The organism is Polaromonas sp. C04 (assembly GCF_002002705.1).
Taxonomy (GTDB): domain Bacteria; phylum Pseudomonadota; class Gammaproteobacteria; order Burkholderiales; family Burkholderiaceae_C; genus Rhodoferax_A.
Genome location: NZ_MUNS01000041.1, coordinates 490,714 through 516,792 on the forward strand (window position 1 = coordinate 490,714; position 26,079 = coordinate 516,792).

The window sequence follows — 26,079 nt, forward strand, 5'->3', positions numbered from 1 at the left end:
AGGCGGGGATGGGGGCCGGACTAATCCCGGGTCGCGCGCCGCTGCACGCAGTCGATATAGGCCGCGCCATCGGGGGGGCGGCCCGAACGCTGGCTCTCCCACATCATCCGGCCCAGGCATTCCATGGCCTCGTGGTGCGCGTCGTGCAGAGACTGGCGCCGCCGGCTGAGCAGCTCCACCGCCTGGCGGATGCCGCGCGGCTGGTCGATGGAGCACTGCTCGCTGATCGACAGGTGCATCGACAAATGCAGGAACGGGTTGCTCTTGCCGCCTTCCACGTCGTAGGTTTTCTCCAGCGCGGCATCGGCATCGGCCAGGTCGGCATGGTACTCGGGATGCTCGTCGATCCACTGGCTTGCTATGATTTCAATAGCTTCCAGTGCATGTCCCTGCAGGGCTTTGGCATAAACCGAGCAAAAGAAACGGCGGACATCGGCTTGGGACGGGCTGAACATGGGCAAAGCGTATCACGCACGAAGGCCCGGCGGCCGGCGCCATGACGCGCGGGTTTGCGGTTACCCTTGCCAGCTACCCCAACAACAAAACGAGGAGCTTCAAATGAACGTGGCGCGTATCGCAGGTATCGTCTTGATCGTGGCAGGTGTCGCGGGTCTTCTGTGGGGCGGCTTCAGCTACAACCAGGACACCACGGCGGCCAAGCTCGGCCCCTTGCAGCTGACGGTCAAGGAGCAAAAGACCGTCGATATTCCCAAGTGGCTGAGCCTGGGCGCGATTGCGCTCGGCGCCATCGTGCTGGTGCTGGGCGCGCGCAAGCCCTGACCCCCGGCGGCCTGGACGTTCAGGCGCGCCGGCTGCTGAGCAGGCGCGAGATCGCCTGGGCCGCTTCCAGCAGGGCCGGGCGCATGCTGTCCTGCATCACGCGCGCAGAGGTCCGGTTCGCCTGACCGCTGATGTTCAGCGCCGCGACCGTGCGGCCGGCCTGGTTGGTGATGGGCGCCGCGATGGAGATCAATCCCTCTTCGAGCTCCTGGTTCACCAGACACCAGCCCTGCCGGCGCGCCTGGTCGATTTGCGCCAGCACGTCGTCGATGTCGGTCAGCGTGTGCCGGGTCAGTGGCTGGATCTTCGAGGCGGCCAGAATCTTGCGCACCTGCGCCTGTGGCGCATCGGCCAGCAGCATGCGCCCCATAGAGGTGCAATAGGCCGGCAGGCGCGAGCCCACGCCGAGCGAAATGCTCATGATCTTGTGCGTCGATACGCGCAGCACATACACGATGTCGGTGCTTTCCAGCACGGCGGCAGAGCTGGACTCCTTGATCTGCTCCACCAGGCCTTCCATCACCGGCTCGGCCAGGTTCCAGATCGGCATCGACGACAGGTAAGCAAAGCCGAGGTCGAGAATGCGCGGCGTCAGGCTGAAATATTTGCCGTCGGTCTCCACATAACCCAGGGTCAAAAGCGTGAGCAAGATGCGCCGCGCCCCGGCGCGCGTGAGCCCGCTGCGCGCGGCGACCTCGGTCAGCGTCTGCTGCGGCGCCTGCGCGCTGAACGAGCGGATCACCTCCAGCCCGCGCGCGAACGACTGCACATAGCTGTCGCCGGGCTGCGGTGTTTTCGCGGCGGCGGATTGAGTGGTTGCCATGCTCGTGTAAATCTCCTAGAATTCATTATACGAACACTTGTTCTTATTATGAACAAATAATGAGCCCTCTCGCCAGATTGGCGAAGCGGGTCAGACCGGCCACCCTTATTCCCTGTTTTGGAGATTTTTCTTGATCAACAAGATTGCTGCCTCTGTGGCCGACGCGCTGGCGGATGTGCAAGACGGCGCCACCGTCATGATTGGCGGCTTCGGCACGGCCGGCATTCCCGATGAACTCATCAACGGCCTGATCGCGCAGGGCGCGAAGGATCTGACCGTGGTCAACAACAACGCCGGCAATGCCGACGTCGGGCTGGCGGCGCTGCTCAAGGCGGGCCGCGTGCGCAAGGTCATCTGCAGCTTTCCGCGCCAGGCCGACTCGTATGTGTTCGACGCGCTGTACCGCAGTGGCAAACTCGAACTCGAACTGGTGCCGCAGGGCAACCTGGCCGAGCGCATCCGCGCGGCGGGCGCGGGCATCGGCGCCTTCTTCACGCCCACGGGCTACGGCACCGAGCTCGCCAAGGGCAAGGAAACCCGCGAGATCAACGGCAAGCACTACGTGCTGGAGCTGCCTATCTACGGCGATGTGGCCCTGATCAAGGCCGAACGCGGCGACCGCTGGGGCAACCTGACCTACCGCAAGGCCGCGCGCAATTTCGGCCCGGTGATGGCGACCGCCGCGAAGAAAACCGTGGCCACGGTGCACGAGATTGTCGAGCTGGGCGAGTTGAATCCGGAGCATATCGTGACGCCCGGCATCTTCGTGCACCAGATCGTGAAGATCGACCGCGTCGCGACGCAGGCCGGCGGCTTCAAGCAGGCCGTGGCGTGAACATCCTCCATCCATATATGAATCAAATCGGCCTGTAGCCCAAAGAGAATCCGCATGAGTAGCTATCAAAAACGCAGCAAAGACCAGCTCGCCGCGCGCGTGGCGCAAGACATTGACGAAGGCGCCACGGTGAATCTCGGCATCGGCATGCCGACGCTGGTGGCCAACCACATCCCCGCCAGCCGCGAGGTCATCCTGCACAGCGAGAACGGCATTCTCGGCATGGGCCCGGCGCCAGCCGCAGGTGAGGAAGACTACGACCTGATCAACGCCGGCAAGCAGCCGGTCACGCTGCTGCCCGGCGGCGCGTTCTTCCACCATGCCGACAGCTTTGCCATGATGCGCGGCGGCCATCTGGACATCTGCGTGCTGGGCGCGTTCCAGGTCAGCGCCACGGGCGACCTGGCGAACTGGCACACCGGCGCGCCCGACGCCATCCCCGCCGTCGGCGGCGCGATGGACCTGGCGATTGGCGCGCGCCAGACCTGGGTCATGATGGACCTGCTCACCAAAAAGGGCGAGAGCAAGATCGTCAAAACCTGCACCTATCCGCTGACCGGCATCGCCTGCGTGAAACGGATTTACTCCGAACTCGCCACGCTGGCCTGCACGCCGCAGGGCCTCAAACTGATTGATAAAGTCGAAGGCCTGGCGCACACCGAGCTCGAAAAGCTGGTCGGCCTTTCCATCCAGCCCTAACCCAACCAGGAGATCCCCATGTCAAACCAGGCCTTCATCTGCGACGCCATCCGCACCCCCTTTGGCCGCTACGGCGGCGCCCTCTGCAGCGTGCGCACCGATGACCTCGGCGCGATTCCCTTGAAGGCGCTGATGGCGCGTAACCCGACGGTGGACTGGCAGGCCGTCACTGATGTCCTCTATGGCTGCGCGAATCAGGCCGGTGAAGACAACCGCAACGTGGCGCGCATGGCCAGCCTGCTGGCCGGCTTGCCGATCGAGCTGCCGGGCGCCACCATCAACCGCCTGTGCGGCTCCGGGCTCGACGCGCTGGGCAGCGCGGCGCGCGCCATCAAGGCGGGCGAGGCTTCGCTGATGATTGCCGGCGGCGTCGAGAGCATGAGCCGCGCGCCCTTCGTCATGCCCAAAGCCGAGAGCGCCTTCAGCCGCGCCAACGCGGTGTACGACACGACCATCGGCTGGCGCTTCGTCAACAAGCTGATGAAGGCGCAATACGGCGTGGACTCGATGCCCGAGACGGCGGAGAACGTCGCCACCGATTACAAGATCAGCCGCCAGGACCAGGACAAGATGGCGCTGGCCTCGCAGCTCAAGGCCGTGGCGGCGCAAAAGTCGGGCTATTTCGACGCCGAGATCACCCCCGTAACCATAGCCCAGAAAAAGGGCGACCCGGTCGTGGTGAGCCGCGACGAGCACCCGCGTGACACCTCGATGGAGGTGCTGGCCAAACTCAAACCCATCGTGCGTGCCGACGGCACCATCACCGCGGGCAACGCCAGCGGCGTCAACGACGGCGCCTGCGCGCTGCTGCTGGCCGACGAGGCCGGCGCCGCCAAATATGGCCTCACGCCCAAGGCCCGCGTGGTCGGCATGGCCACGGCCGGCGTGGCCCCGCGCATCATGGGCATGGGCCCCGCGCCGGCCTCGCAAAAGGTGCTGGCCTTGAGCGGCCTGACCATCGCGCAGATGGACGTGATCGAACTCAACGAAGCCTTCGCCGCGCAGGGCCTGGCGGTGCTGCGCCAGCTCGGCGTGCCCGACGACGACCCGCGCGTCAACCCGAACGGCGGCGCCATTGCGCTGGGCCATCCGCTCGGCGCCTCCGGGGCGCGCCTGGCGACCACGGCCGTCAACCAGCTGGTCAAGAGCGGTGGCCGCTACGCGCTGTGCACCATGTGCATCGGCGTGGGGCAGGGCATTGCGGTGATCCTGGAGCGGGTCTGAGCCGACGCGCAACGAGAGATTGGCGTTGCTCTTAATTCAGGAGCAATAAGCCAAGGTGGCGTATGGGCTGCAGTGTGATTTGGTTTGAATTCTTCAACTGCCAGCCACCCCTTGCACCTCACGCTGCGCCTGTTGCTCGCGCTGTGCCTGCTGCTCGCGCTCCGCGGCCAGCTGTTCCTCGAACTGCTGGCGCCCGCGCTTGACCACCGCGATCAGCTTGGCGCGGTCCTTGTAGTACGGGTGCATCTCTTCGAACAGCGCCAGGTTGTGCTGGCGAAAACGCCGGGCGCTCTGGCGCGCCGCCTCTGAAGTCTGGCCCAGCAGCTCCAGCACGGTGCGCGCGCTGCGCAGGCTGGACTCGAACAGCTCGCGCTCGACCCGCATCACGCCGCGGTCGCGCAACTGGTTCCAGTGCGTGACGTCTCTGGCCCTGGCCACCAGCTCCAGATGCGGGAAGTGTTCGTGCACCAGATCGACGATTTCCAGCGACTGCTCCACGCCATCGACCGCCAGCACGAAAATCTTCGCCTGGGCCGCGCCGGCGGTGCGCAGCAGGTCGAGCCGGGTCGCGTCGCCGTAGAACACCTTGGAGCCGAACGCGCGCGCCGCCTCGATCATCTCGGCATCGTGGTCCAGCACGGTGGCGGGGATGCCTTCGGCGGCCAGCACGCGCCCGACGATCTGCCCGTAGCGGCCGAAGCCCGCGATGATGATGGGCGCGTTCTGCGGCTCCGAGATTTCTTCCAGCACCGGCACATTGCAGTTCGCGTAGCGCGGCAGCAGCCATTTGTCGACAGCCACCAGCAATAGCGGGCTGATCAGCATCGACAGCGCCACGGCGCCGATCAGGAGCGACGCCGTCTCGGGTGGAAACACGTTCGCGCCGGCCGCGGCCTGGAACACGACAAAGGCAAACTCGCCGCCCTGCGCCAGAAGGAGCGTGAACACCGGGCGCTCCTGGAACGGCACGTCCATGGCGTGCGCCAGCGCATAAATCACGACCAGCTTGAGCGCCAGAAAGCCGAACAGGATGGCCGCCATCAAGTCTGGCGATCTGATGAGCACGCCAAAGTCGATGCTCATGCCCACCGCCATGAAGAACAGCCCGAGCAGCAGGCCCTTGAATGGTTCGAGGTCGGTTTCGAGTTCGCGCCGGTACTCGCTCTCGGCCAGCAGCACGCCGGCCAGAAAGGCGCCCAGCGCCATGGACAGGCCGACGAACTGCATCAGGGCCGCGATGCCGACGACCAGCAGCAGCGAGGCTGCAGTAAAAATCTCGGGCGTCTCGCTGCGTGCGATCCAGCGCAAGAGCGGGCGCAGCAGCAGCCGGCCGCCGAGGATGATGCCGCCGATAACTGTTACTATTTTGATAGCTTCCAGAGCACGATGAGTCGCGACCACAGCCTCGTTCGGCTCCGTTACCACGGCGAGCAGCGGCAGCAGCGCCAGGATCGGGATGGCAGCCACGTCCTGAAATAGCAGGATGGAGAAACCGGCCTGCCCGCTGGTGGTGCGCAGCAGGTTGCGCTCGCCCATCACCTGCAGCGCAATCGCCGTGCTGGACAGCGCCAGTCCCAGCCCGATCACCACGGCCGTCTGCCAGCGTACGCCGAAGGCCACGGCCGTGGCGCCGATGGCCAGCGCACAAATCAGCACCTGGGCGCTGCCCCAGCCGAAGATTGGGCGGCGCAGGCTCCACAGGCGATCCGGTTCGAGTTCCAGCCCGACCAGGAACAGCATCAGCACCACGCCGAATTGGGCAAAGCCCAGGATGTCCTGCACATTCGTCACCAGCCCCAGTCCCCAGGGACCGATGGCAATGCCCGCGACCAGGTAACCGATGATGGCGCCCAGGCCAAGCGCCCGCGACAGCGGCACCACGATGACGGCGGCGGCCAGGTAGATGAAGCTGTTGGTGAGCCAGGCGGGCGCGTGTTCCATGGGGTGTTCCGGTTTTGTTGGGATGGGCGCTATGACTGCGGATTAAGCCACTGCCCGCCCCGGCGTGTCACGGGCTGGACATCGCGGGCACGCCCCAGCCCTTACAGTGGCGCCATGAAAACCTTCCAAACCCTTTCCGAACTGGCGTCCCTGGTGGGCCAGGAGGTCGCGGTCAGCGACTGGATCACCATCACGCAGCAGCAGGTCAACCTGTTCGCCGAGGCCACCGGCGACCACCAGTGGATTCATGTGGACGTGGAAAAAGCCAGGGCGGGCCCGTTCGGCGGGCCGATTGCGCACGGGTTTTTGACGCTGTCGCTGCTGCCGAGGTTTTTCGAGTCCTCGTTCGAGGTCGTGCAGTCGCGCATGGGCGTGAACTACGGGCTCAACAAGGTGCGCTTCATGGCGCCGGTGCCGGTCGGCAGCCGCTTGCGCGCGCGCATGAAGTTGCTGGCGTGCACGCCGATCGACAACGACGGCATCCAGATGACCTGGGAGGTGGCGATCGAGCGCGAGGGGCACGCCAAGCCGGTGTGCGTGGCCGAGTCGCTGTCGCGGCGCTATCCCTGAACCGCCAACGCAGGTCTGGTTGCCGGTAGCCGGAAAGAAAAAGCCCGCAGCGGTTTCCCGCTGCGGGCTTTGGTGCTGGCGCACCCGTCAGGGCGCGCTGGCAGCCACCGGCTTACATGATGCTGGCTTCGCCGTGGGCGATCTGGCCGGCGCGCAGCGCGATAGCCGTCTCATTGCGCACCGTGGCGCGGTCAACGCCCGAATTCACCAGGGCAGCCACACGCGAGCCAGCCGGTTCGAATTGGGCGCTGTGGGCCGCTTGCACGGCCTCGGCCTTGACTTCCGCCACGGGGCGCGTGGAGTTGAACGTGCTGCGGTTTTGCAGGTCGAAGTCGGCGCTGCCGGCATGAGCGCCCATGCTGGCCAAGGCGGCAAAAGCGGTAGCGGCGAAAATCTTGGTGGCATTCATGATGAATTTCCTTTGACAGTAGTTAGACATTTCCGGGCAGGGCGGGCTCTATTCGATTTGTCCCGTCTCGTCCAGCCTCGGTGAGTCGCCTATTGGGGTTCCGGCTCATCGATGGGTGAACTATAGGGTAAGTACTGACGTCAAAAAATAGCATAGTTGTTAATTAACAATTGTTAAAACTGGAATAATAGGTGCCTTGAAGCAAGCTTTCGGGGGCATATATGGACCGACTTCTATCGATGCGGGTGTTCCAGCAGGTGGTTGATCAGGAGGGTTTCGCCGCGGCGGCACGCTCGCTGGACCTGTCTGCGGCCGCCGTGACCCGCTTGATCACCGATCTGGAGCAGCACCTGGGCACCCGGCTGCTGCAGCGCACCACGCGCAAGCTCTCGCTCACGGACGCCGGGCAGTCCTACCTCACGCGGGTGCGCAGCATCCTGAGTGCGGTGGACGAGGCCGAGGCATCCGCGCGTGAGCAAACCGGCGAGATGGCGGGGTTGCTGCGCATTCACACCCAGCCGGTGATGGCCGTGTACATCCTGGCGCCACTGGTGACCGAGTTCCGCCGCCGCTACCCGAAGGTGGTGCTGGACATCACGGTGGATTCGGTCGCGATGCCGCCGATCGAGGAGTTCGATCTGACGATCCTGGGCGCGGGCGCGCATTACGACGCCAACGTGGTGGCGCGGCCGGTGATCGTCTCCGAAGGTCTGCTGTGCGCCTCGGCCGCTTATTTGCGTCATGCCGGAACACCGCGCCAGCCCGAAGACCTGCAGCAGCACGCCTGCCTGCGGCTGCGCCAGACGGGCGCGCGGCAGCACACATGGCGTCTGATCAACCCGCAGGAGGCCGACCGGGAGGTGAGCGTCGAGGTCACGCCGGCGCTGGTGGCGAATCACACCGACACCTTGCTGCGCGCGATGCTGGACGGGGCGGGCATCAGCGCGCAGCCGCTGGACCTGGTGGCCAACTACCTGCGCGACGGCCATCTCAAGCGCGTGCTGGCGCCCTGGATTACCGGGCGCTTCACCCTGTACGCGGCGCTACCCAGCCGCAAGTACGTGCCGGCCCGCGCCCGGGCCTTCATGGAGTTCCTGATCGAGCAGACGCGCCTGAAGGCCGCGCAGGCCGAGCAGACGGGGCCCGTGGAGTCAGGCGACTCGGCGCCGCCGTGACATAGGCGGCCGGGATGTGGCGACGGCAGTATGGGGCGGCTGGTGCCCGCCCGCCGCCGTCAACCCCCGGCGGCCATCGCGAAGCGGTTTTGTCGCCAGGCCTCGAACACCGTCACCGCCACGGCATTCGACAGGTTCAGGCTGCGCTGGCCGACCCGCATGGGCAGTCGCAGGCACTGCGCCGGGGCGAAGGATGCACGCAATGTCGGCGTCAGGCCCCGTGTTTCCGAGCCGAACACCAGCCAGTCGCCGGACGCGAAAGCCACGTCGTAGGGGCTGCGCGTGGCGTGCGTGGTCAGCGCGAACATGCGCCCGGGCGCCGGCTGTTCTGCGGCCACGAAGCTGGCCCAGTCGGCGTGCCGGCGCACCTGCGCGTACTCGTGGTAGTCCAGTCCGGCGCGCCGCAGCAGCTTGTCGTCCATCGAAAACCCCAGCGGCTCGACCAGGTGCAGGCTGCAGCCGGTATTGGCCGCCAGCCGGATGATGTTGCCGGTGTTGGGCGGAATTTCGGGCTCGACCAGGACGATGTGAAACATGCGGTGATGTTAAGCCGCCGCCGGCCGCCGCGACGGGCCGCCCCGAGCAAGGCCAGCCCCCTCGGGGGCCGGGCCGAAGCGTGATGCCTCGGCACGTGCATAGCGTAGGCCCGGCATGGGCTCGCTGCGCTGTACAGCTGCGCGCACGGACGCTATGCGAGCCCAGCGCAGTACGCGAAGCGACAAGCGTGGGGGCCACCTTCAGCCCGGGTCATCAGTGCGGGCGACCACCAGCGCCGTGATGTGGGCGGCACCGGCCTGGCGCAGGGCGTGCGCTGCGGCGAACAGCGAGGCGCCGCTGGTCATCACGTCATCGACCAGCACCACCCTTTGGCCGTGCACGCGCGCAGCGCGCAGCGGCTCCAGCGCGAACGCCCCCGCGACGTTGCGCTGGCGCTCGGCGCGCCCCAGCGGGCGTTGCGACGGCGTATCGCGAATGCGCAGCAGCAGCGCGCCATCGGTTTTGCCCGGCGCGAGCTCGCGCGCGAGCGCCAGCGCCTGATTGAAGCCGCGCTCGCGCAGGCGCTGCCTCGACAGCGGCATGGGCAGCAGCAGATCGCAGCCTTCCAGCGCGGGCTCCACCCAGGGTGCGCTGCGCAAGAGCGTGGCAAGCACCGCCGACAAGCCAGGGTTGCTATTGAATTTATAGCTTGTGATGCAGTCCGACCAAGGATAAGCGTAGGAAACGGCGGCGAGGCAGGCATCCAGCGGGGGTGGCGATTTGAGGCATGCGCCGCATTGACGCGGTGGCCCATCGCGGTACGGCGGCACGGGCAGCGCACAGGTGGGGCAACGCGGCACCGGCTGGGCGAATCGCACCACGCAGGCTTCGCACACCGGCTGCGCGGGCCAGGCGCGGCACACCATGCACTGGCTCGGCAGTGTGGTCATTGCCCTGGTGAACAAATCGCGAAACATCGAATCAATATACTCGCGACGCTGCCGCCTGCGCGGCGCCCACGCCGCCATGTCTCAAGAACAATCACGCCCCCCCACGATCGACCCGCCAGCCGCCGCGCGCTGGGCCAGGGCCGCCCCCGCGCTGTCGCCCTGGCTGCACGAAGAGGTGGCGAGCCGCATGGAAGACCGCCTGCAGTGGATCAAGCTGCAGCCCACCCGGTGGGCGCACTGGGCGCCGGTGCGCGGCGGCTTGCAGGCGCACGCGCTGCTCGCCCGCCGCTATCCGGGTGCTGAATGTTTTGTGGTTGAAGCCCAGGAACGGCGGGCGCAGGTAGCTATGAAATCAATAGTAAAACCGTGGTGGAATCCCGCCGGCTGGGCGGCCGCGCCGACCCGCTTCGAGATGCCGCTAGATGCCAGTGTGCAAATGCTCTGGGCCAATATGGCGCTGCACGACGTTTGCGCACCCGAGGCGCTGATCGCGCAGTGGCATCGCGCGCTGGCAACCGACGGGTTCCTGATGTTTTCCTGCCTCGGGCCGGACACCCTGCGCGAACTGCGCGGCCTGTACCAGGCGCTGGGCTGGCCCCCCGCGGGCCATGAGTTCACCGATATGCACGACTGGGGCGACATGCTGGTGCATGCCGGCTTTGCCGAGCCGGTGATGGACATGGAGCGCATCACACTCACCTACGAAACCCCGGCGCGGCTGTTGCAGGACTTGCGCGAACTCGGCCGCAACCTGCATCCACAGCGTTTTGCGGCGCTGCGGGGACGGCGCTGGCAGCAACAGCTGGAGCGCGAGATGGCTGCACGGCTGGCCGATCCGCAGCACGAGGGCCGGCTGGCGCTGACCTTCGAGATCATCTACGGCCATGCCCTCAAGCCGGCGCCGCGCCTGACGATCCGGCCGGAAACCTCCCTCTCGCTCGATGAAATGCGCGCGGCGCTGCGCCAGCGCAAAAAGGCGGCCCAGGCTTGACCGCAGCGCGCTCTACCGACGCAAGGGTTACAAGTGTGTCGGCTACAATCGTCGCGAGTTGATTTTTAAGGGAATGTCCCCGGATTTCCTGCTGCGCTGGCGGTATCTGGCGAGGCGGCAGGCAGATGGACTTGGCGCGTGTCAAACTTGGTGTTTCGCTTCGCGACGATTCAGGGCCAGAACATCCACTGGTTCCTGAAACGCAACTGCTCGGTGTCCCCGGCCCAGCTGGCTTGGGTGTACCTGTCGTTGTGCGTGGTGTCGCTGGGTATCGGTGCGGTGTTCTGGTTCCAGGGCGCCACGCTGGTCATGCCGTTTGCCTGGGTCGAGTTGCTGGTGGTGGGGGTTTCCTTTTGGGTTTACGCCCGTCATGCCACCGATGGCGAGAAGATCTCGCTGCAGGGTGCGCAACTGGTGGTTGAACTGGAGAGTGCCGGCAAGCTGGAGCGCGCGGAGTTCAATCGCGAGTGGGTGCGGGTCGAGCCCCGCACCGGTGACAGGTCGTTGATCGAGGTGTCGGGTCAGGGGCGGACGGTTCAGGTGGGGCGCTACGTGCGCCCCGAATTGCGTCCGGCGCTGGCGCGCGAGATCAGGATGGCGTTGCGTGGTGCCTGAAGCGGGTCCGCTGGAGCCCGCAGGCTGGACAGGCGCCGCAGACAGGGCGTCGGGGCAAGAGAAAACAAGATTGGTTTAATTGAGGCAATGAAGAAGTGAACATGATCAAAAACATTTTCAGCAAGTTGGCTTCAGGCCTTCGAATCCCCGGCCTCTGGCTGGCAGCCTGGGCCAGCACGGCGGCTTATGCGGCCAAAGATCTCCCGGGCGGCCCGTCACTGTGGGAGTTGAACCTGCAGCCCGCGGTCACCAGCATTGCCGAAGAACAGCGCTGGCTCCATGACGGCTTGATGATCGTGTGCGCCGTGGTCTTCGTGGGCGTGTTCGGCGTCATGTTCTATTCCATCTGGAAGCACCGCAAGTCCGTGGGACACAAGGCTGCCAGTTTCCACGAGTCGGTCACGGTCGAAATGGCCTGGACGATCATCCCGTTCGTCATCCTCATCCTGGTAGCGCTGCCGGCGACCAAGGTGATCGTGGCGGAAAAAGACACCACCAATGCGGATCTGACCGTCAAGGCCACCGGGTACCAGTGGAAGTGGGGGTATGACTACCTCAACGGGGAAGGCGAGGGCATTGGGTTTCTCTCCACGCTGAATCCGACGCACCGCGAGATGTCGAGCAATGGCGCCAAGGGCGTAATACCGGACAACTACCTGCTCGACGTGGACAACCCGCTGGTGGTGCCGGTCGACAAGAAGATCCGCATCATCACCACGGCGAATGACGTGATTCACTCGTTCTCGGTGCCGGCTTTCGGCATCAAGCAGGATGCCATCCCTGGTTTTGTCCGCGACACCTGGTTCCGGGCCAACAAAGTCGGCACCTACTACGGCGAATGCACCGAATTGTGCGGCAAGGAACACGCCTACATGCCGATCCAGGTCAAAGTCGTGAGCGCGCAGGATTATTCCAAATGGGTCGATGGCGAGAAAAAGAAGATGGCCGCAGCGGCGGACGATCCGAACAAGGTCTGGACGCTGGCCGATCTCGTGAGCCGGGGTGAAAAGGTGTATACCGCCAACTGCGCGGCCTGCCACCAGGCCAACGGCAAGGGTGCGGGGCCGATCAAGCCGCTGGACGGCTCGCCCGTGGTGCTCGACGCCGATAAAAACGCCCAGATCAAGACGGTGCTGGAAGGCCGCCTGAATGGCGCCATGCCTTCGTGGAAGGCGCTCAGCGACACCGATATCGCCGCCGTGATCACGTATACCAAGAACCACTGGTCGAACAAGACCGGGCAGGTGGTGCAGCCGACGGACGTCAAGGCCGACCGTAGCTGAAGTCGCCGGAAATCATTGAAGAAGTATTGAGAAGGAAATCCCGATGAGTGCAGTTCTTGACAATCACGGACACGGCGACCATACGCTTGACGACCACCACGCTCATATCCCGACGGGCTGGCGCCGCTGGGTCTTTGCGACCAATCACAAGGACATCGGCACGATGTACCTGCTGTTTGCTTCCACCATGCTATTGGTGGGTGGCGCGATGGCCATGGTGATCCGCGCCGAGTTGTTCGAACCGGGCCTGCAATTCGTCACCCCCGAGTTTTTCAACCAGCTCACCACCATGCATGGCCTGATCATGATTTTCGGCGCCATCATGCCGGCCTTCGTGGGTTTTGCGAACTGGATGGTGCCGCTGGAAATCGGTGCCTCCGACATGGCGTTTGCGCGCATGAACAACTTCAGCTTCTGGCTGTTGGTGCCGGCGGCCGTGATGTTGGTAGGGGGGTTCTTCATGCCTGGCGGTGCGCCGTCGACGGGCTGGACGATGTATGCCCCGCTGTCGCTGCAGATGGGCATGTCCATGGACTCCACCATTTTGGCGATACACCTGATGGGCGCCTCGTCCATCATGGGTTCGATCAACATCATCGTGACCATCCTGAACATGCGCGCGCCGGGCATGACACTCATGAAGTTGCCGATGTTCTGCTGGGCCTGGCTGATCACCGCCTATCTGCTGGTTGCCGTGATGCCGGTGTTGGCCGGAGCGGTCACCATGACGCTGATGGACCGCCACTTCGGCACCAGCTTCTTTAATTCGGCCAACGGCGGCGACCCGATCATGTACCAGCATATCTTCTGGTTCTTCGGCCACCCCGAGGTTTACATCATGATCCTGCCGGCCTTCGGCATCATCAGCATGGTGATACCGGCGTTCGCGCGCAAGAAGCTGTTTGGCTACGCCTCGATGGTGTACGCCATTGCGTCGATCGCGATCTTGAGCTTCATCGTCTGGGCGCACCACATGTTTGCCACGGGCATGCCGGTCACGGGTCAGTTGTTCTTCATGTACGCCACCATGCTCATCGCGGTGCCCACGGCGGTCAAGGTATTCAACTGGACCGCCACCATGTGGCGCGGCTCGATGACTTTCGAGACCCCCATGCTGTTCGCCGTGGGATTCATTTTCGTGTTCGTCCTCGGGGGCTTCAGCGGCCTGATTCTGGCGCTGGCACCGGTCGACCTGCAGCTGCATGGCACTTACTATGTGGTGGCCCATTTCCACTACGTCCTGGTGGCGGCCGCCCTGTTCGCCATGTTCGCCGGCTACTACTACTGGTGCCCCAAGTGGACCGGCGTGATGTACAACGAAACGCGCGGCAAGATTCACTTCTGGTGGTCGCTGATCTCGTTCAACATCGCGTTCTTCCCGATGCACTTCCTGGGGCTGGCGGGCATGCCGCGCCGCTATGCGGACTACCCGATGCAGTTTGCCGACTTCAACATGGTGGTTTCCATCGGCGCGCTCTTCTTCGGTGTCGCACAGGTGTATTTCTTCTTCTTCATCGTATTGCCGACCATGCGCGGCAAAGGCGAAAAAGCGCCGCAAAATCCGTGGGAAGGCGCCGAAGGCCTCGAGTGGGAAATTCCCTCTCCCGCCCCGTTCCACACCTTCGAGACACCGCCCAAGCTCGATGCGACGGCGACCCGCATCATCGGTTGAGTGACGAGCCATGACGCCTGAGCAAAAGAAAAACAACCTGCGCCTGGGGCTGATCCTGGCGACGGTCGCTTTGGCGTTTTTTGTCGGCTTGCTCGTCAAGACCGCCTATTTCTGACGTAGCGCGCCACCCGCCATGAGCATTCGACGTGAAAACCTCAAGATGATGGCCAAACTGGCCGTCGTCACTGCGGTGATGTTCGGCTTTGGCTTTGCGCTGGTGCCCTTGTACAAGGCCATCTGCGAGGCCACGGGCGTCAATATCCTGGCACGCGGCGAAAATGATGTGCCCACGCCCCTGAATGCCGGCGGCAAGGGTGCCAGGGCGCTATCGAACAGCCAGGCCGACCTGAGCCGCACCATTACCGTGGAGTTCGATGCGAATGCGCGCGGACCATGGTCGTTCAAGCCGGCCGAGCGTTCGATGCAGGTGCACCCGGGCGTGCTGACCACCGTGATGTACGAGTTCCAGAACACGCAGGACCGGCGCATGTCGGCGCAGGCCATTCCGAGTTATGCGCCGCGCCAGGCCGCCGCGTACTTCAACAAGATTGAGTGTTTCTGCTTCAGCCAGTGGACCCTGAATGCGGGCGAAAAGAAGGACTGGCCGGTGGTCTTCGTGATCGACCCCAAGCTGTCGAAAGACGTGACCACCATCACCTTGTCCTACACGTTTTTCGAGGTGGGCGCAAAAACGCCCCCGCCTCCGGCAGATTCCGCCGATGCCGCCGGGCAGGTTGATGTGAGGCCGAAGAACTCATGAGCGCCCCTGTCGTCAAGCCTGCTGCGCCGCGCAAGGGCTCGTTCTGGCACAGCGTCAAAACCATCGGCTGGGCGTTCCTGGGCATCCGCAAGAAAAGCGGCTACCAGGAAGACCTGGCCAGAGCCAACCCCTTTCACATCGTTGCGGTGGCGATCGGGGCGGTCGCGATCTTTGTCATCGTGCTGATCAGCATCATCAAATGGGTCGTGCTCAAGTAGTCCGGCCCGATCATTTAAAGTCCAAAGAAAACTCGAGAGATTCAGGAGCAGACATGAGTTCAACACCCACCAGCACGGCCCCTTATTACTTTGTGCCAGCGCCTTCGCGTCATCCGGCCATGGCCGCGCTTGGCCTGTTCTTTGTGATCCTGGGGGGCAGTCAGTGGCTCAATGCTCATACTTGGGGGATGTACCTGTTCATTTTCGGCATTCTGTGGTGGCTGGGCGTGCTGTACCAGTGGTTCCACGATGCCGTCCATGAGAGCGAAGGCGGCAGTTATGGCCACAAGGTGGACTTGTCTTTCCGCTGGAGCATGAGCTGGTTCATTTTCTCGGAAGTGATGTTCTTCGGCGCTTTCTTTACCGCCCTGTGGTGGGCGCGCGCGCACTCGGTGCCGGCGCTGGGCAATGTGGAAAATGCCCTGTTGTGGCCCGACTTCAAGGCGGTCTGGCCCAGCATGGCGGCGGGCACCACGGCGTCTCCGGCGAACCTCGTCGCACCCTTTGCCACCATGACGCCCTTCTGGCTGCCGACCATCAATACCGCGCTGCTGCTATCGTCGGCCGTCACGGTGACCATCGCCCACCATGCGCTGCGCGCCGGCCATCGCGGACGCACCATTGCGTTCATGTGGGTCACCGTGCTGCTGGGGGCAACCTTCCTGTGCGTGCAAGGCTACGAGTACTTTCATGCCTATACCGAGATGAACCTCAAGCTCACGTCCGGTGTCTATGGGTCGACCTTTTTCATGCTCACGGGTTTCCACGGCTTCCATGTGTTCGTGGGAATGCTGATGCTGCTGTTCATTACCTTGCGTTTGATGAAAGGCCATTTCACTGCGGAGCGGCACTTCGGCTTCGAAGGAGCGGCCTGGTACTGGCACTTCGTTGACGTGGTCTGGCTCGGTCTGTACACGCTGGTGTACTGGCTGTAACGCGCGCCAGTCGAAAAAAGCGCCGTGAGGCGCTTTTCTGCTTTGCTGGGGGGTTGGTCAATTATTGGCCGGGAGCAATGCCGGTGGGCTGGATGTACCCGAGCTTCCAGGCAAGCAAAATGCACAGGAACAGCAGGATGGAAAACCCGATGCGAAACGCCAGTGCGCGCGCCATGTTGCGGCCCCGGCGTTTATCGTCTTGCGCCGTTCCCCCGCGCATCATGAAAAATAATGCGGAGCCCAGGCTGCCAAGAATGGCGACGAATGCGAGGATGACAAGGTATTTCATGGAGCCCATTATCCTGTGATGGCACGCTCTTCGCTGTTGCGGTTCTGGCTGTTGAGCCTGTGCGCGCTGATCGGCATCGGCGTCACGCTGTCGCTCGGCCGCTGGCAATTGTCCAGGGCGGCCCAGAAGGAGGCGCTGCAGAGACAAATTCACCAAGGAAAAATACGCGAAACCATTGATACACGGGAGCTTCTTGCTACGCAAAATATAGCATCCGAGTTGTACCGGCCGGTCACACTGCGCGGTACCTGGCTGGCGCAGCGCACGGTATTCCTCGACAACCGGGAGATGGATGAAAAAGCCGGCTTTTTTGTGATCACGCCCTTGCGGCTGGAGCACAGCGAGGCGGTGATTCTGGTGCAGCGGGGCTGGGCCATGCGCAACTTCCTCGACCGCACCGCGCTGCCCCGGATTGATACACCGGCCGGCACGGTGCAGGTGAGCGGCCGGATTGCCCCGCCGCCTTCCAAGCTTTTCGAGTTCAAGGGTGCCGATACGGGTGTCATACGGCAAAATCTGGATCTGCCGCAGTTTCGTATTGAGACCGGCCTGCGGCTGCTGGACGTCACGGTACTGCAGACCGGTGCCCCGAGCGAGGGTTTGCAGCGTAACTGGCCGCCGGTCAATTCGGGGGTTGAAACCAACTACGGTTACGCATTTCAATGGTTTTCCCTGAGCGCCCTGATTGCAATTCTTTATGTCTGGTTCCAAATTGTCCGACGCTTTATCGCCCCCACTCGCCGGCGCCCCCCGGTCTGAGTCCCATGACCAGCCGCTGGGGCTGACCGTGCACTCGATGCCGACGCCACAGGAGTCGATGCCGACCGATGCACAGCGCACCAGGCGCGGCCGCTGGCAAATGATGGCCGTCATGCTCGTGTGCGCGGCGCCGGTGATCGCTTCCTACTTCACCTACTACGTGATCCGCCCCCAAGGCCGGGTCAACTTCGGTGCGCTGATCGAGCCGCAGCGCCCGATACCTGCGGTAACCGCCCGCACACTGGCCGGCCAGAGCGTGCCGCTGCGCTCGCTCGAGGGTCAGTGGCTGCTGCTGAGTGTGGCCGATGCTGCGTGTAACGCCGACTGCCAGCAGCGGCTGTACCTGCAGCACCAGATGCGCGTGAGCCTGGGCAGGAACATGGACCGTGTGGACTGGGTCTGGCTGGTGGCCGACGACGCGCCAGTGCCTGCCGCCCTGCTCCCGGCCCTGGCGGACGCGACCGTGCTGCGTGTTCCCGCAGCGACGCTGTCGCAATGGTTGCCGCCGGCCGCCGGGCATGACCTGCGTGAGCATTTGTATGTCGTCGACCCGATGGGCAATCTCATGATGCGGTTTCCGGCGCATCTGGAAATTGCCAACGCCGGCAAGGCCAAGGGCGACCTGGACCGGCTGCTGCGCGCCTCCGCGGCGTGGGACAAGGCCGCGCGCTGAGGCGCGTGATCAAGGCATATCGATGGCTGCTCAACCGCTGTACGACCTGTCACCGCTGGCGCAACTGCTGCTCGCGGGCATCCTGGCGGCCTTGGGGCCGCTGGTGTGGGTCTGGCTGCGCAACCGGCAATCCTCCAGTGCGCGCTGGCTGCAGGCCTTGACGCTGCTGACCCTGTTCCTCACGTTCGACCTGGTGCTGTTTGGCGCGTTCACGCGGCTCACGGACTCCGGCCTGGGCTGCCCGGACTGGCCGGGCTGTTATGGCAACGCCAGCCCGGTCGGCGCCACTGCGGCCATCACGGCCGCGCAGACCGCCATGCCCACCGGTCCGGTGACCCACGGCAAGGCCTGGGTCGAGATGATCCACCGCTACCTGGCCACGGGCGTCGGCGTCCTCATCCTGACGCTGACCGTTACCGCCTGGGTGCAGCGGCGCCGAGCTGCCCGCGCGGGCGCTTCCGCTGCAAGTTCCACCATCAACCCCTGGTGGCCCACGCTGACCCTCTTGTGGGTCTGTCTGCAGGGCGCGTTTGGCGCGCTCACCGTGACCATGAAGCTGTTCCCCGCCATCGTGACGCTGCATTTGCTGGGCGGCATGGTGCTGCTGGCCTTGCTGTGCGCGCAGGCGGTGCGCGCGACACAGGCGCTGGAAGGTGGCGCCGCCGCGGCGCTGCCCATCTCAACGCGCCTGCTGCTCGGGCTGACCTGTGCGCTGACCGCCTGTCAGATTGCGCTGGGCGGCTGGGTCAGCACCAACTATGCCGTGCTCGCATGCACCCAGTTCCCCATGTGCCAGAACAGCTGGTGGCCTGCCATGAATTTTCATCAGGGGTTTCAGATCTGGCGCGGCCTGGGCCTGACGCCGGACGGCGGCCACATTGATTTTTCCGCGTTGACCGCGATTCACTTCACGCATCGCCTGTTTTCCTATGCCGTGTTCCTGGCCCTGGGTTTGCTGGCCTGGCGCCTGCGCCCCACCGCCCTGCGTCCGCAGGCGCGCTGGATCGCCGCGCTGGCGCTGTGCCAGTTTGCCACGGGCCTGAGCAACGTGGTGCTGGGCTGGCCACTGGTGGCCGCGGTGTCGCACACGGGTGGCGCGGCGGCGCTGGTGCTGGTGCTCACGTGGTCCTGGTTCGCCAGCCGCAGCGCGCCTCGCCCGGCGGCGGACGCGGCCGTCAATCATCTCGCCACGGCGTCCCAACGTTCTCCCTCAACAAGGCTATCTGCATGAATACCGTGGCCAGCGCGACCCCGATGTCGCATTTCAAACAGTATTACGCGCTGACCAAGCCGCGCGTGATTCAGCTCATCGTGTTTTGCGCATTGATCGGCATGTTGCTGGCGGTTCCCGGCCTGCCGTCGGCCGCCGATGTGCAGCGCGCCCTCATTGCCTGCGTGGGCATCTGGCTGGTGGCCGCGGCCGCCGCCGCATTCAATTGCCTGGTCGAGCACAACATCGACGCCAAGATGAAACGCACCGCGTGGCGCCCCACGGCCAAGGGTGAACTCGGTGACGGGCAGGCCCTGCTGTTTTCGGCCGTGCTGTGCTCGCTGGGCTCGTGGGTGCTGTATGTGTGGATCAATCCGCTGACGATGTGGCTGACCTTCGCCACATTTGTCGGTTACGCGGTGATCTACACCGTGATCCTCAAGCCGCGCACGCCGCAAAACATCGTCATCGGCGGGGCCTCGGGCGCGATGCCACCGCTGCTGGGCTGGGCCGCCATGCGCGGCGACGTGGGGCCGGAGGCGCTGATCCTGTTTCTGATCATTTTTCTGTGGACGCCGCCGCATTTCTGGGCGCTGGCGCTGTACCGTGTGGACGACTACCGCAAGTCCGGCCTGCCCATGCTGCCGGTCACGCACGGCAACGCCTTCACCCGGCTGCAGGTGTTTTTGTACACGCTGATTTTGTTCGCCGGCTGCCTGATGCCGTTCATCTACGGCATGAGCTCCTGGCTTTACCTTGCCGCCGCGGTGATCTTGTGCACCGGTTTTTGCACCTACGGCTTTCGGCTCTGGCGTAACTACTCGGACGCGCTGGCGCGCAAGACCTTCCGGTTTTCCCTGATTCACCTGAGCCTGCTGTTCGCGGCGCTGCTGGTGGATCACTACCTACTCTGATCGATCATGCATAAACGTAACGCTATTAGATTGATAGCCGGTAGTGCTTTGTTGGTGGGGGCTGCAGGCCTTATTTCTGCATGCTCGAAGGACAAGCCAGCGTTCAGGAACATCGACATCACGGGCGCCGACTATGCCAAAGACTTCTCGCTGACCGACCAGAACGGCCAGCTGCGCAGCCTGAAGGATTTCAGGGGCAAGGTGGTGATCCTGTTCTTCGGCTACACCCAGTGTCCCGACGTGTGCCCGACCACCATGGCCGAGCTGGCCGAAGTCAAGAAGGCGCTCGGCAAGGACGGCGACAAGCTGCAGGTGCTGTTCGTCACGGTCGATCCCGAGCGCGATACGCCGCAGGTGCTCAAGGGCTACATGACCAACTTCGACCCGAGCTTTCTGGCGCTGCGTCCCACGCCCGACAAGCTCGCCGAGGTCGCGAAGGACTACAAGGTGTATTACAAAAGGGTCGATGGCAAGACGCCCACCAGCTACACCATGGACCATTCGGCAGGCAGCTACGTGTACGACCCGCAGGGCAACCTGCGGTTGTACTACCGCTACGGCAGCGGCACGCAGGCGCTGGTGTCGGACATCGAGTTGTTGCTCAGGGCCTGATCCCGAATTGCTTAAAATTGCGGCAACCCCAAGGATTTCAAACCATGCAAGTTAACAAAGAACTCGACACCCGCGGCCTGAACTGTCCGCTGCCCATCCTGAAGGCCAAAAAGGCGCTGACCGATATGCTCAGCGGCCAGCTGCTCAAGGTGGTGGCGACCGATGCGGGCTCGGTGCGGGACTTTCAGGCCTTTGCCAAGCAGACCGGCAACGAGCTGGTCGAGCAGCAGACCGTGGGCGCCGACTTCATTCACATCCTGCGCCGGCGCTGATCAAATCTGGAGGCCCTGCAGATAGCTGCGGAAGTCCTCGCCCACCTCGGGGTGCTCGAGTGCAAGCTCCACGGTGGCCTGCAGAAACCCCTGCTTGCTGCCGCAGTCGTAGCGCTTGCCCTCGTATTGCAGCGCGTACACCGCCTCGGATTGCATCAGGCGCGCGATACCGTCGGTGAGCTGGATTTCCCCGCCGACACCGCGTGGCTGGTTGCGTATCTGCTCGAAAACGCCGGGCGTGAGAATGTAGCGCCCGGCCACACCCATGCGTGACGGCGCGGTCTCGGGGCTGGGTTTCTCCACCATGCTGCTGACCTTCAGCACGCGCTCGTTGTGGAGCCCGGCGACCGGGTCACCCGCCACGATGCCGTAGCGGCGCACCTGATCCAGCGGCACTTCCTGCACCGCGAGCAGCGAGCCACCGAGACGCCCGAAGGCGTCCACCATCTGGGTCAGCACGGGCGGCCCGCCCGCGGGCCCGACCATCAGGTCGTCTGCCAGCAGCACCGCAAACGGCTCGTTGCCGACCAGGTGTTCGGCGCACAGCACCGCATGCCCCAGTCCGAGCGAACGCGGCTGGCGCACATAGGAAAGGTGCATATCTTCAGGCTGCAGGGAGCGCACCAGGGCCAGCAGCTCGTCCTTGTGGCTGGCCTCCAGCTCGCTTTCCAATTCGTACGCGGTGTCGAAATGGTCCTCGATGGCGCGCTTGTTGCGTCCCGTCACGAAGATCATGTGGCGAATGCCTGCGGCATAGGCTTCTTCCACGGCATACTGGATCAGCGGCTTGTCCACCACCGGCATCATTTCCTTGGGCTGGGCCTTGGTGGCTGGCAGAAACCGCGTTCCCAGACCGGCAACAGGGAAGACGGCTTTCCTGATGGGCGTGATTTTTTGCATCGACATGAAAACCGTTCGTAGTTAAAGTATTGAAGCACGGCGAATGCCGTACCCCATGTGCAGCGCCTGGCGCGGCGTCAAAAAATGCGAATGAGACAAAGGCAGGCTCGTTGGACATCTTACTTCTAGAGACGTTGATACCGCAGGCCAGGCAATGGCTCGAGACGCGCCACACTGTGAGCTACCAGCCGCAACTCGCCGACGACCCGAGCGCGCTGCGCCGCGCCGTGTACAAGACGCAGGCCCTGCTGGTGACGCCCAAGGTCGCCGTCACCCGCGAGTTGCTGGGCTTCGCGCCCCGCCTCAAGGTCATTGCCTGCCTGTTCGATGGCACCGACAACATGGATCTGGAGGCTTGCCACGAGCGCGGCATCCGCGTGATCCAGCCCGCCAGCGCCCCTGTGCGGGCCCATGCCGAATACCTTCTCGGCGGCCTTTTGATGCTGCTGCGCCGCGGCTTCGGCGTCTCGCTGGGCGGCAGTCGCCGTCCCGACATTCGCCTGGGCCGCGAGCTGGGCGACAGCGTGATCGGTATCCTGGGCCTCACACCGGCCGCCCACACCCTGGCGCACATGCTGGCGCCGCTGGGCGCCAAACTGATCGGTTACGAGCCGGCGCTGCATCACAGCGCCGCCATCTGGGAGCGCCTGCACATCCAGCCGGTCGGGCTGGCGGAGCTGATGGCGCAGGCCGATGCGGTCTCGCTGCAAATGCTGTATGCCTCGCGCTATGCCGGCTTCATCAATGACGCCGCGCTGATGCACTGCAAGCCCGGACAGGCCTGGGTCAGCATCAGCCGCTCGGCGCTGTTCGAGCCGCAGGCGCTGGCCAGTGCTTTGAGGGACGGGCGCATCGATGCCTGCCTGCTCGATGGCGTCGATTACCGTCTTGTGGCGCAGGGCGCGCCGCTGCACGGCCTGAACAACCTGATCGTCACGCCCTGCGTGGCCGCGCACACGCGCGAGTCGCGGCTGCGCGCCAACTGGTATCTGGTGGACCGCATCCATGAAGCGGCGCCCGCCGCCGCCGGCATGGCGCCGGCCGGGCCTGCCAGCGCGCGCGTGGCGGCGCGTTAGCCCGCCAGCCGTACCGGCGCCGTGTGGGTCAGCCCAGGCGCGCGAGCTGCTCCTGCACCTTGATCAGCGTCGCCGTGAAATCCGCCAGGCGTTTGCGCTCCTGATCGATCACGGCGGGTGGTGCCTTGGCGACAAAGGCCTCGTTGCCCAGCTTGCCCTGGGTCTTGGCGATCTCGCCTTCGAGACGCGCGGCTTCCTTGCCCAGACGGGCTTTCTCGGCGGCGACGTCGATCTCCATGTGCAGGCAGATGCGCGTCTCGCCGACCACCGCCACCGGTGCGGCCTGGGCGGCGCCGGCCCACGCGGCCTCATCGTCGAACACTTTCACTTCGCTGAGCTTGGCCAGCGCGCGCAGCACCGGCGCCGCCTGCTGCATGAAGGCGGTCTCATCGGCGTTGTGCGCCAGCGCGAAGAGCGGTAGGCGGGTTGCGGGCGACACCTTCATTTCGCCGCGCAAATTGCGGCAGGCATCGACCAGCGACTTGAGTTTGGCGACGTGCGCGATCGCGGCTTCGTCGATCTTGGCCGGCTGGCTGACCGGGTAGGGCGCAATGCTGACCGACTCCCCGCCAATGCCGGCCACCGGTGCAACTTTTTGCCAGAGCTCTTCCGAGATGAACGGAATGAGCGGGTGCGCCAGCCGCAGGATCGCCTCGAGCGTGCGGATCAGCGTGCGGCGCGTCGCGCGCTGCTGGGCAGCGTCACCGGTCTGGATTTGCACTTTGGCGATCTCCAGGTACCAGTCGCAAAACTCGTCCCAGACAAACTGGTAGAGGGCGCCGGCCACGTTGTCGAGACGGTAGTCTTCGAAGCCCCGGGCCACCTCGGCCTCGACCTTTTGCAGCAGCGAGCTGATCCAGCGGTCCGCGGGGCTGAAGCGCAGGTAGCCGTGAAAGGGCTGGCCCGGTGCACATTGCGCCTTGGTGTGTTCTTCGAGGCCACAGTCCTGACCCTCGCAGTTCATCAGCACGAAACGCGTCGCGTTCCAGAGCTTGTTGCAGAAGTTGCGGTAGCCCTCGCAGCGCCTGGCGTCGAAGTTGATGCTGCGCCCCAGGGTGGCGAGCGCGGCGAAGGTGAAGCGCAGCGCGTCGGCGCCAAAGGCCGGGATGCCGTCGGGAAATTCCTTCTCGGTGTTCTTGCGCACCTGCGGCGCCGTCTCGGGCTTGCGCAGGCCGACCGTGCGCTTGTCGAGCAGGGGGCCAAGCGCAATGCCGTCGATCAGGTCCACCGGATCGAGCACATTGCCCTCCGACTTGCTCATCTTCTGGCCGTGCGAGTCGCGCACCAGGCCGTGGATGTAGACGTGCTTGAATGGCACGCGGCCCGTGAAGTGGGTCGTCATCATGATCATGCGCGCGACCCAGAAGAAGATGATGTCGTAGCCGGTGACCAGCACGGAGGAGGGCAGGTACAGGTTGTAGTCGTCGGTGGGCGCATCGCCCTGGTTCGGCCAGCCCATGGTGGAAAACGGCACCAGCGCCGACGAGTACCAGGTGTCGAGCACATCTTCGTCGCGCGTGAGCTTTTTGCCGGGCGCCTGGGCCTGCGCCTCGGCCTCGTTGCGCGCCACATAGACTTGGCCAGCTTCGTCGTACCAGGCCGGAATCTGGTGGCCCCACCAGAGCTGGCGGCTGATGCACCAGTCCTGGATGTTGTTCATCCACTGGTTGTAGGTGTTGACCCATTGCTCGGGTACGAAGCGCACCGCGCCGCTGTCCACCGCGTCGATGGCTTTTTGCGCGATGCTCCGCGTGTCGCTGACCTGTTCTCCGGCGCCGGGCCGCCCCAAGCCGGGGATGGCCCCCTCGGGGGGCAGCGAACCACGCGAAGCGGGGAGCGTGGGGGCTCTGTTCATGGCCACGAACCACTGGTCGGTTAGCATGGGCTCGATCACCTGGCCGGTGCGGGCGCAGCGCGGCACCATGAGCTTGTGCTTCCTGACCTCCACCAGCGCCCCGATGGCTTCGAGATCGGCGACCACCTGCTTGCGCGCCACGAATCGGTCGAGTCCGCGGTATTTCTGCGGCGCGTTGTCGTTGATGGCGGCGTCCAGCGTGAGCACGCCGATGATCGGCAGTCCATGGCGCTGGCCCACGGCATAGTCGTTCACGTCATGGGCCGGGGTCACCTTGACCACGCCCGTGCCGAAGGCCCTGTCCACGTAGTCGTCGGCAATCACGGGAATCTTGCGGTCGCACAGGGGCAGCATCACTTCCTTGCCGATCAGGTGCCGGTAGCGCTCGTCCTCTGGATGCACCATCACGGCGACGTCGCCGAGCATGGTTTCGGGGCGCGTGGTGGCAACCGTGAGGGCGCCCGAGCCATCCGCCAACGGGTAGGCGATGTGCCACAGAAAACCGTCTTCCTCCTCGCTCTCGACTTCGAGATCGCTGACCGCGGTTTTCAGCACCGGGTCCCAGTTCACCAGGCGCTTGCCGCGGTAGATCAGGCCCTGTTCATACAGCCGCACGAAGGTTTCGGTCACCACACCGGACAGCTTGGGGTCCATGGTGAAGTACTCGCGGCTCCAGTCCACGCTGTCGCCCATGCGGCGCATCTGCGTGGTGATGGTGTTGCCGCTTTGCTCCTTCCACTCCCAGACCTTGCTCACGAAGTTCTTGCGCGCCACATCGGGCGTGGGGCCCATGTCATGGCGGCTGATGCCCTGTTCCTGCAACTGGCGCTCCACCACGATTTGCGTGGCGATGCCGGCATGGTCGGTGCCCGGCACCCAGACCGTGTTGGCGCCCTTCATGCGGTGGTAGCGCGTCAGGCTGTCCATGATGGTCTGGTTGAACGCGTGGCCCATGTGCAGCGTGCCCGTCACGTTGGGCGGCGGCAGCTGGATCGCGAACGACGCTTCGCCGGCCTTCGGCGCCTTCGTGCCGCGGTAGCCGGCGACCGCATAGCCGCGGCGCTCCCACTCGGGGCCCCAGTGGGCTTCCAGGGCGGCGGGCTCGAAAGACTTGGAAAGGCTGTTGAGGCCGGGTTGTTGCAGCGTGTCGGTCATGTGGGGC

At 64.6% G+C, this 26,079-nt stretch carries 30 protein-coding genes; 21 read left to right on the forward strand and 9 right to left on the reverse strand.

Annotated elements, in window-relative coordinates; translation table 11 throughout:
* Positions 1-20: 20 nt before the first annotated feature.
* Entirely contained in the window at positions 21-455 is a 435-nt protein-coding gene (locus B0E49_RS18700) for a DUF1841 family protein (RefSeq protein WP_077564214.1), read from the reverse strand.
* Between the two features lie 103 nt (positions 456-558).
* On the opposite strand from B0E49_RS18700, the gene B0E49_RS18705 reads away from it, so the two are divergent.
* Positions 559-780, forward strand: coding sequence for a hypothetical protein (locus B0E49_RS18705; protein ID WP_077564079.1), 222 nt, complete (start codon positions 559-561; stop codon positions 778-780).
* Between the two features lie 19 nt (positions 781-799).
* Here the strand turns inward: B0E49_RS18705 and B0E49_RS18710 are convergent, their stop codons facing one another.
* Positions 800-1,603 carry an IclR family transcriptional regulator domain-containing protein gene (locus tag B0E49_RS18710; protein WP_077564080.1) on the reverse strand — a complete coding sequence of 268 codons (804 nt, stop codon included), beginning with the start codon at positions 1,601-1,603 and terminating at the stop codon, positions 800-802.
* Positions 1,604-1,733: 130 nt separating this feature from the next.
* Here B0E49_RS18710 and B0E49_RS18715 point away from each other — a divergent pair, with 130 nt between their 5' ends.
* Genes B0E49_RS18715 through pcaF form a run of 3 tightly spaced genes read left to right on the forward strand, consistent with a single transcriptional unit; the run spans position 1,734 to position 4,361 of the window.
* Complete coding sequence (locus tag B0E49_RS18715) at positions 1,734-2,438, forward strand: 3-oxoacid CoA-transferase subunit A (RefSeq protein ID WP_077564081.1); 705 nt, start codon at positions 1,734-1,736, stop codon at positions 2,436-2,438.
* 54 nt (positions 2,439-2,492) lie between these two features.
* On the forward strand, positions 2,493-3,137 hold the full coding sequence (locus B0E49_RS18720; RefSeq protein WP_077564082.1) for a 3-oxoacid CoA-transferase subunit B: 645 nt from the start codon (positions 2,493-2,495) through the stop codon (positions 3,135-3,137).
* Positions 3,138-3,155: 18 nt separating this feature from the next.
* Complete coding sequence (pcaF, locus tag B0E49_RS18725; RefSeq protein ID WP_077564083.1) at positions 3,156-4,361, forward strand: 3-oxoadipyl-CoA thiolase; 1,206 nt, start codon at positions 3,156-3,158, stop codon at positions 4,359-4,361.
* A gap of 93 nt (positions 4,362-4,454) precedes the next feature.
* On the opposite strand, the gene kefC is transcribed toward pcaF, so the two are convergent.
* Positions 4,455-6,302: a glutathione-regulated potassium-efflux system protein KefC gene (kefC, locus tag B0E49_RS18730; protein ID WP_077564084.1), complete on the reverse strand. Its 1,848-nt coding sequence runs from the start codon at positions 6,300-6,302 to the stop codon at positions 4,455-4,457.
* 114 nt (positions 6,303-6,416) lie between these two features.
* On the opposite strand from kefC, the gene B0E49_RS18735 reads away from it, so the two are divergent.
* Positions 6,417-6,872 carry a MaoC family dehydratase gene (locus B0E49_RS18735; protein WP_077564085.1) on the forward strand — a complete coding sequence of 152 codons (456 nt, stop codon included), beginning with the start codon at positions 6,417-6,419 and terminating at the stop codon, positions 6,870-6,872.
* A 112-nt stretch (positions 6,873-6,984) separates the two neighbouring features.
* Here the strand turns inward: B0E49_RS18735 and B0E49_RS18740 are convergent, their stop codons facing one another.
* A complete protein-coding gene (locus B0E49_RS18740) occupies positions 6,985-7,281 on the reverse strand; it encodes a hypothetical protein (protein ID WP_077564086.1) in 297 nt (98 codons plus the stop codon).
* 221 nt (positions 7,282-7,502) lie between these two features.
* Here B0E49_RS18740 and B0E49_RS18745 point away from each other — a divergent pair, with 221 nt between their 5' ends.
* Positions 7,503-8,456 (forward strand): LysR family transcriptional regulator, encoded by a 954-nt coding sequence (locus tag B0E49_RS18745; RefSeq protein WP_077564087.1) that lies wholly within the window; start codon positions 7,503-7,505, stop codon positions 8,454-8,456.
* A 59-nt stretch (positions 8,457-8,515) separates the two neighbouring features.
* On the opposite strand, the gene B0E49_RS18750 is transcribed toward B0E49_RS18745, so the two are convergent.
* Complete coding sequence (locus tag B0E49_RS18750; protein ID WP_077564088.1) at positions 8,516-8,992, reverse strand: tRNA (cytidine(34)-2'-O)-methyltransferase; 477 nt, start codon at positions 8,990-8,992, stop codon at positions 8,516-8,518.
* A 201-nt stretch (positions 8,993-9,193) separates the two neighbouring features.
* Positions 9,194-9,883, reverse strand: coding sequence for a ComF family protein (locus B0E49_RS18755; RefSeq protein WP_286138119.1), 690 nt, complete (start codon positions 9,881-9,883; stop codon positions 9,194-9,196).
* Between the two features lie 76 nt (positions 9,884-9,959).
* On the opposite strand from B0E49_RS18755, the gene B0E49_RS18760 reads away from it, so the two are divergent.
* From B0E49_RS18760 to B0E49_RS18790, 8 genes are all read left to right on the forward strand, one after another.
* Entirely contained in the window at positions 9,960-10,874 is a 915-nt protein-coding gene (locus B0E49_RS18760) for a methyltransferase domain-containing protein (RefSeq protein WP_077564089.1), read from the forward strand.
* Between the two features lie 138 nt (positions 10,875-11,012).
* Positions 11,013-11,489 carry a DUF2244 domain-containing protein gene (locus B0E49_RS18765; RefSeq protein WP_077564090.1) on the forward strand — a complete coding sequence of 159 codons (477 nt, stop codon included), beginning with the start codon at positions 11,013-11,015 and terminating at the stop codon, positions 11,487-11,489.
* Positions 11,490-11,593: 104 nt separating this feature from the next.
* The gene (coxB, locus tag B0E49_RS18770) at positions 11,594-12,772 is read left to right on the forward strand and encodes a cytochrome c oxidase subunit II (RefSeq protein WP_077564217.1); all 1,179 of its coding nucleotides are present in this window, start codon (positions 11,594-11,596) and stop codon (positions 12,770-12,772) included.
* A 43-nt stretch (positions 12,773-12,815) separates the two neighbouring features.
* A complete protein-coding gene (gene ctaD, locus B0E49_RS18775) occupies positions 12,816-14,444 on the forward strand; it encodes a cytochrome c oxidase subunit I (RefSeq protein WP_077564091.1) in 1,629 nt (542 codons plus the stop codon).
* 10 nt (positions 14,445-14,454) lie between these two features.
* On the forward strand, positions 14,455-14,559 hold the full coding sequence (locus B0E49_RS20765; RefSeq protein WP_210411658.1) for a cytochrome oxidase small assembly protein: 105 nt from the start codon (positions 14,455-14,457) through the stop codon (positions 14,557-14,559).
* A gap of 18 nt (positions 14,560-14,577) precedes the next feature.
* Entirely contained in the window at positions 14,578-15,204 is a 627-nt protein-coding gene (locus B0E49_RS18780) for a cytochrome c oxidase assembly protein (protein ID WP_077564092.1), read from the forward strand.
* Complete coding sequence (locus B0E49_RS18785; protein WP_077564093.1) at positions 15,201-15,422, forward strand: DUF2970 domain-containing protein; 222 nt, start codon at positions 15,201-15,203, stop codon at positions 15,420-15,422. Before B0E49_RS18780 ends, B0E49_RS18785 begins: the two co-directional genes overlap by 4 nt.
* Positions 15,423-15,475: 53 nt before the next feature.
* The gene (locus tag B0E49_RS18790; protein ID WP_077564094.1) at positions 15,476-16,357 is read left to right on the forward strand and encodes a cytochrome c oxidase subunit 3; all 882 of its coding nucleotides are present in this window, start codon (positions 15,476-15,478) and stop codon (positions 16,355-16,357) included.
* 61 nt (positions 16,358-16,418) lie between these two features.
* On the opposite strand, the gene B0E49_RS18795 is transcribed toward B0E49_RS18790, so the two are convergent.
* Positions 16,419-16,646, reverse strand: coding sequence for a twin transmembrane helix small protein (locus B0E49_RS18795; RefSeq protein WP_174571110.1), 228 nt, complete (start codon positions 16,644-16,646; stop codon positions 16,419-16,421).
* An 18-nt stretch (positions 16,647-16,664) separates the two neighbouring features.
* Between B0E49_RS18795 and B0E49_RS18800 the strand changes: the two genes are divergently transcribed.
* The 6 genes from B0E49_RS18800 to B0E49_RS18825 are packed head-to-tail and all read left to right on the forward strand — an operon-like array spanning position 16,665 to position 21,086.
* On the forward strand, positions 16,665-17,405 hold the full coding sequence (locus B0E49_RS18800) for an SURF1 family protein (protein WP_077564096.1): 741 nt from the start codon (positions 16,665-16,667) through the stop codon (positions 17,403-17,405).
* A complete protein-coding gene (locus B0E49_RS18805; protein ID WP_077564097.1) occupies positions 17,344-18,078 on the forward strand; it encodes a redox-active disulfide-containing membrane protein in 735 nt (244 codons plus the stop codon). The genes B0E49_RS18800 and B0E49_RS18805 overlap by 62 nt, the downstream gene beginning before the upstream one ends.
* Before the next feature lie 22 nt (positions 18,079-18,100).
* The gene (locus B0E49_RS18810) at positions 18,101-19,309 is read left to right on the forward strand and encodes a COX15/CtaA family protein (protein WP_077564098.1); all 1,209 of its coding nucleotides are present in this window, start codon (positions 18,101-18,103) and stop codon (positions 19,307-19,309) included.
* Positions 19,306-20,202, forward strand: coding sequence for a heme o synthase (gene cyoE / locus B0E49_RS18815; RefSeq protein WP_077564099.1), 897 nt, complete (start codon positions 19,306-19,308; stop codon positions 20,200-20,202). The genes B0E49_RS18810 and cyoE overlap by 4 nt, the downstream gene beginning before the upstream one ends.
* 6 nt (positions 20,203-20,208) lie before the next feature.
* Positions 20,209-20,814, forward strand: coding sequence for an SCO family protein (locus B0E49_RS18820; protein ID WP_077564100.1), 606 nt, complete (start codon positions 20,209-20,211; stop codon positions 20,812-20,814).
* A gap of 44 nt (positions 20,815-20,858) precedes the next feature.
* Positions 20,859-21,086, forward strand: coding sequence for a sulfurtransferase TusA family protein (locus B0E49_RS18825; RefSeq protein WP_077564101.1), 228 nt, complete (start codon positions 20,859-20,861; stop codon positions 21,084-21,086).
* Here the strand turns inward: B0E49_RS18825 and galU are convergent, their stop codons facing one another.
* Positions 21,087-21,986: a UTP--glucose-1-phosphate uridylyltransferase GalU gene (gene galU, locus B0E49_RS18830; RefSeq protein ID WP_144264629.1), complete on the reverse strand. Its 900-nt coding sequence runs from the start codon at positions 21,984-21,986 to the stop codon at positions 21,087-21,089.
* A 110-nt stretch (positions 21,987-22,096) separates the two neighbouring features.
* Here galU and B0E49_RS18835 point away from each other — a divergent pair, with 110 nt between their 5' ends.
* Positions 22,097-23,062: an NAD(P)-dependent oxidoreductase gene (locus B0E49_RS18835; protein WP_077564103.1), complete on the forward strand. Its 966-nt coding sequence runs from the start codon at positions 22,097-22,099 to the stop codon at positions 23,060-23,062.
* 28 nt (positions 23,063-23,090) lie between these two features.
* On the opposite strand, the gene B0E49_RS18840 is transcribed toward B0E49_RS18835, so the two are convergent.
* Positions 23,091-26,072, reverse strand: coding sequence for a valine--tRNA ligase (locus B0E49_RS18840; RefSeq protein WP_077564104.1), 2,982 nt, complete (start codon positions 26,070-26,072; stop codon positions 23,091-23,093).
* Between the last annotated feature and the right edge of the window lie 7 nt (positions 26,073-26,079).

Coding starts and splice junctions, on each gene's coding strand:
- B0E49_RS18705 (WP_077564079.1), top strand. CDS start 559: ATGAACGTGGCGCGTATCGCAGGTATCGTCTTGATCGTGGCAGGTGTC.
- B0E49_RS18800 (WP_077564096.1), top strand. CDS start 16,665: ATGGCACGCTCTTCGCTGTTGCGGTTCTGGCTGTTGAGCCTGTGCGCG.
- B0E49_RS18740 (WP_077564086.1), bottom strand. CDS start 7,281: ATGAATGCCACCAAGATTTTCGCCGCTACCGCTTTTGCCGCCTTGGCC.
- B0E49_RS18790 (WP_077564094.1), top strand. CDS start 15,476: ATGAGTTCAACACCCACCAGCACGGCCCCTTATTACTTTGTGCCAGCG.
- B0E49_RS18700 (WP_077564214.1), bottom strand. CDS start 455: ATGTTCAGCCCGTCCCAAGCCGATGTCCGCCGTTTCTTTTGCTCGGTT.
- B0E49_RS18745 (WP_077564087.1), top strand. CDS start 7,503: ATGGACCGACTTCTATCGATGCGGGTGTTCCAGCAGGTGGTTGATCAG.
- B0E49_RS18710 (WP_077564080.1), bottom strand. CDS start 1,603: ATGGCAACCACTCAATCCGCCGCCGCGAAAACACCGCAGCCCGGCGAC.
- B0E49_RS18720 (WP_077564082.1), top strand. CDS start 2,493: ATGAGTAGCTATCAAAAACGCAGCAAAGACCAGCTCGCCGCGCGCGTG.
- B0E49_RS18780 (WP_077564092.1), top strand. CDS start 14,578: ATGAGCATTCGACGTGAAAACCTCAAGATGATGGCCAAACTGGCCGTC.
- B0E49_RS18840 (WP_077564104.1), bottom strand. CDS start 26,072: ATGACCGACACGCTGCAACAACCCGGCCTCAACAGCCTTTCCAAGTCT.
- B0E49_RS20765 (WP_210411658.1), top strand. CDS start 14,455: ATGACGCCTGAGCAAAAGAAAAACAACCTGCGCCTGGGGCTGATCCTG.
- cyoE (WP_077564099.1), top strand. CDS start 19,306: ATGAATACCGTGGCCAGCGCGACCCCGATGTCGCATTTCAAACAGTAT.
- B0E49_RS18820 (WP_077564100.1), top strand. CDS start 20,209: ATGCATAAACGTAACGCTATTAGATTGATAGCCGGTAGTGCTTTGTTG.
- B0E49_RS18785 (WP_077564093.1), top strand. CDS start 15,201: ATGAGCGCCCCTGTCGTCAAGCCTGCTGCGCCGCGCAAGGGCTCGTTC.
- ctaD (WP_077564091.1), top strand. CDS start 12,816: ATGAGTGCAGTTCTTGACAATCACGGACACGGCGACCATACGCTTGAC.
- pcaF (WP_077564083.1), top strand. CDS start 3,156: ATGTCAAACCAGGCCTTCATCTGCGACGCCATCCGCACCCCCTTTGGC.
- B0E49_RS18795 (WP_174571110.1), bottom strand. CDS start 16,646: ATGAAATACCTTGTCATCCTCGCATTCGTCGCCATTCTTGGCAGCCTG.
- kefC (WP_077564084.1), bottom strand. CDS start 6,302: ATGGAACACGCGCCCGCCTGGCTCACCAACAGCTTCATCTACCTGGCC.
- B0E49_RS18750 (WP_077564088.1), bottom strand. CDS start 8,992: ATGTTTCACATCGTCCTGGTCGAGCCCGAAATTCCGCCCAACACCGGC.
- B0E49_RS18805 (WP_077564097.1), top strand. CDS start 17,344: ATGTCTGGTTCCAAATTGTCCGACGCTTTATCGCCCCCACTCGCCGGC.
- B0E49_RS18760 (WP_077564089.1), top strand. CDS start 9,960: ATGTCTCAAGAACAATCACGCCCCCCCACGATCGACCCGCCAGCCGCC.
- B0E49_RS18735 (WP_077564085.1), top strand. CDS start 6,417: ATGAAAACCTTCCAAACCCTTTCCGAACTGGCGTCCCTGGTGGGCCAG.
- B0E49_RS18825 (WP_077564101.1), top strand. CDS start 20,859: ATGCAAGTTAACAAAGAACTCGACACCCGCGGCCTGAACTGTCCGCTG.
- B0E49_RS18755 (WP_286138119.1), bottom strand. CDS start 9,883: ATGACCACACTGCCGAGCCAGTGCATGGTGTGCCGCGCCTGGCCCGCG.
- B0E49_RS18810 (WP_077564098.1), top strand. CDS start 18,101: ATGGCTGCTCAACCGCTGTACGACCTGTCACCGCTGGCGCAACTGCTG.
- galU (WP_144264629.1), bottom strand. CDS start 21,986: ATGCAAAAAATCACGCCCATCAGGAAAGCCGTCTTCCCTGTTGCCGGT.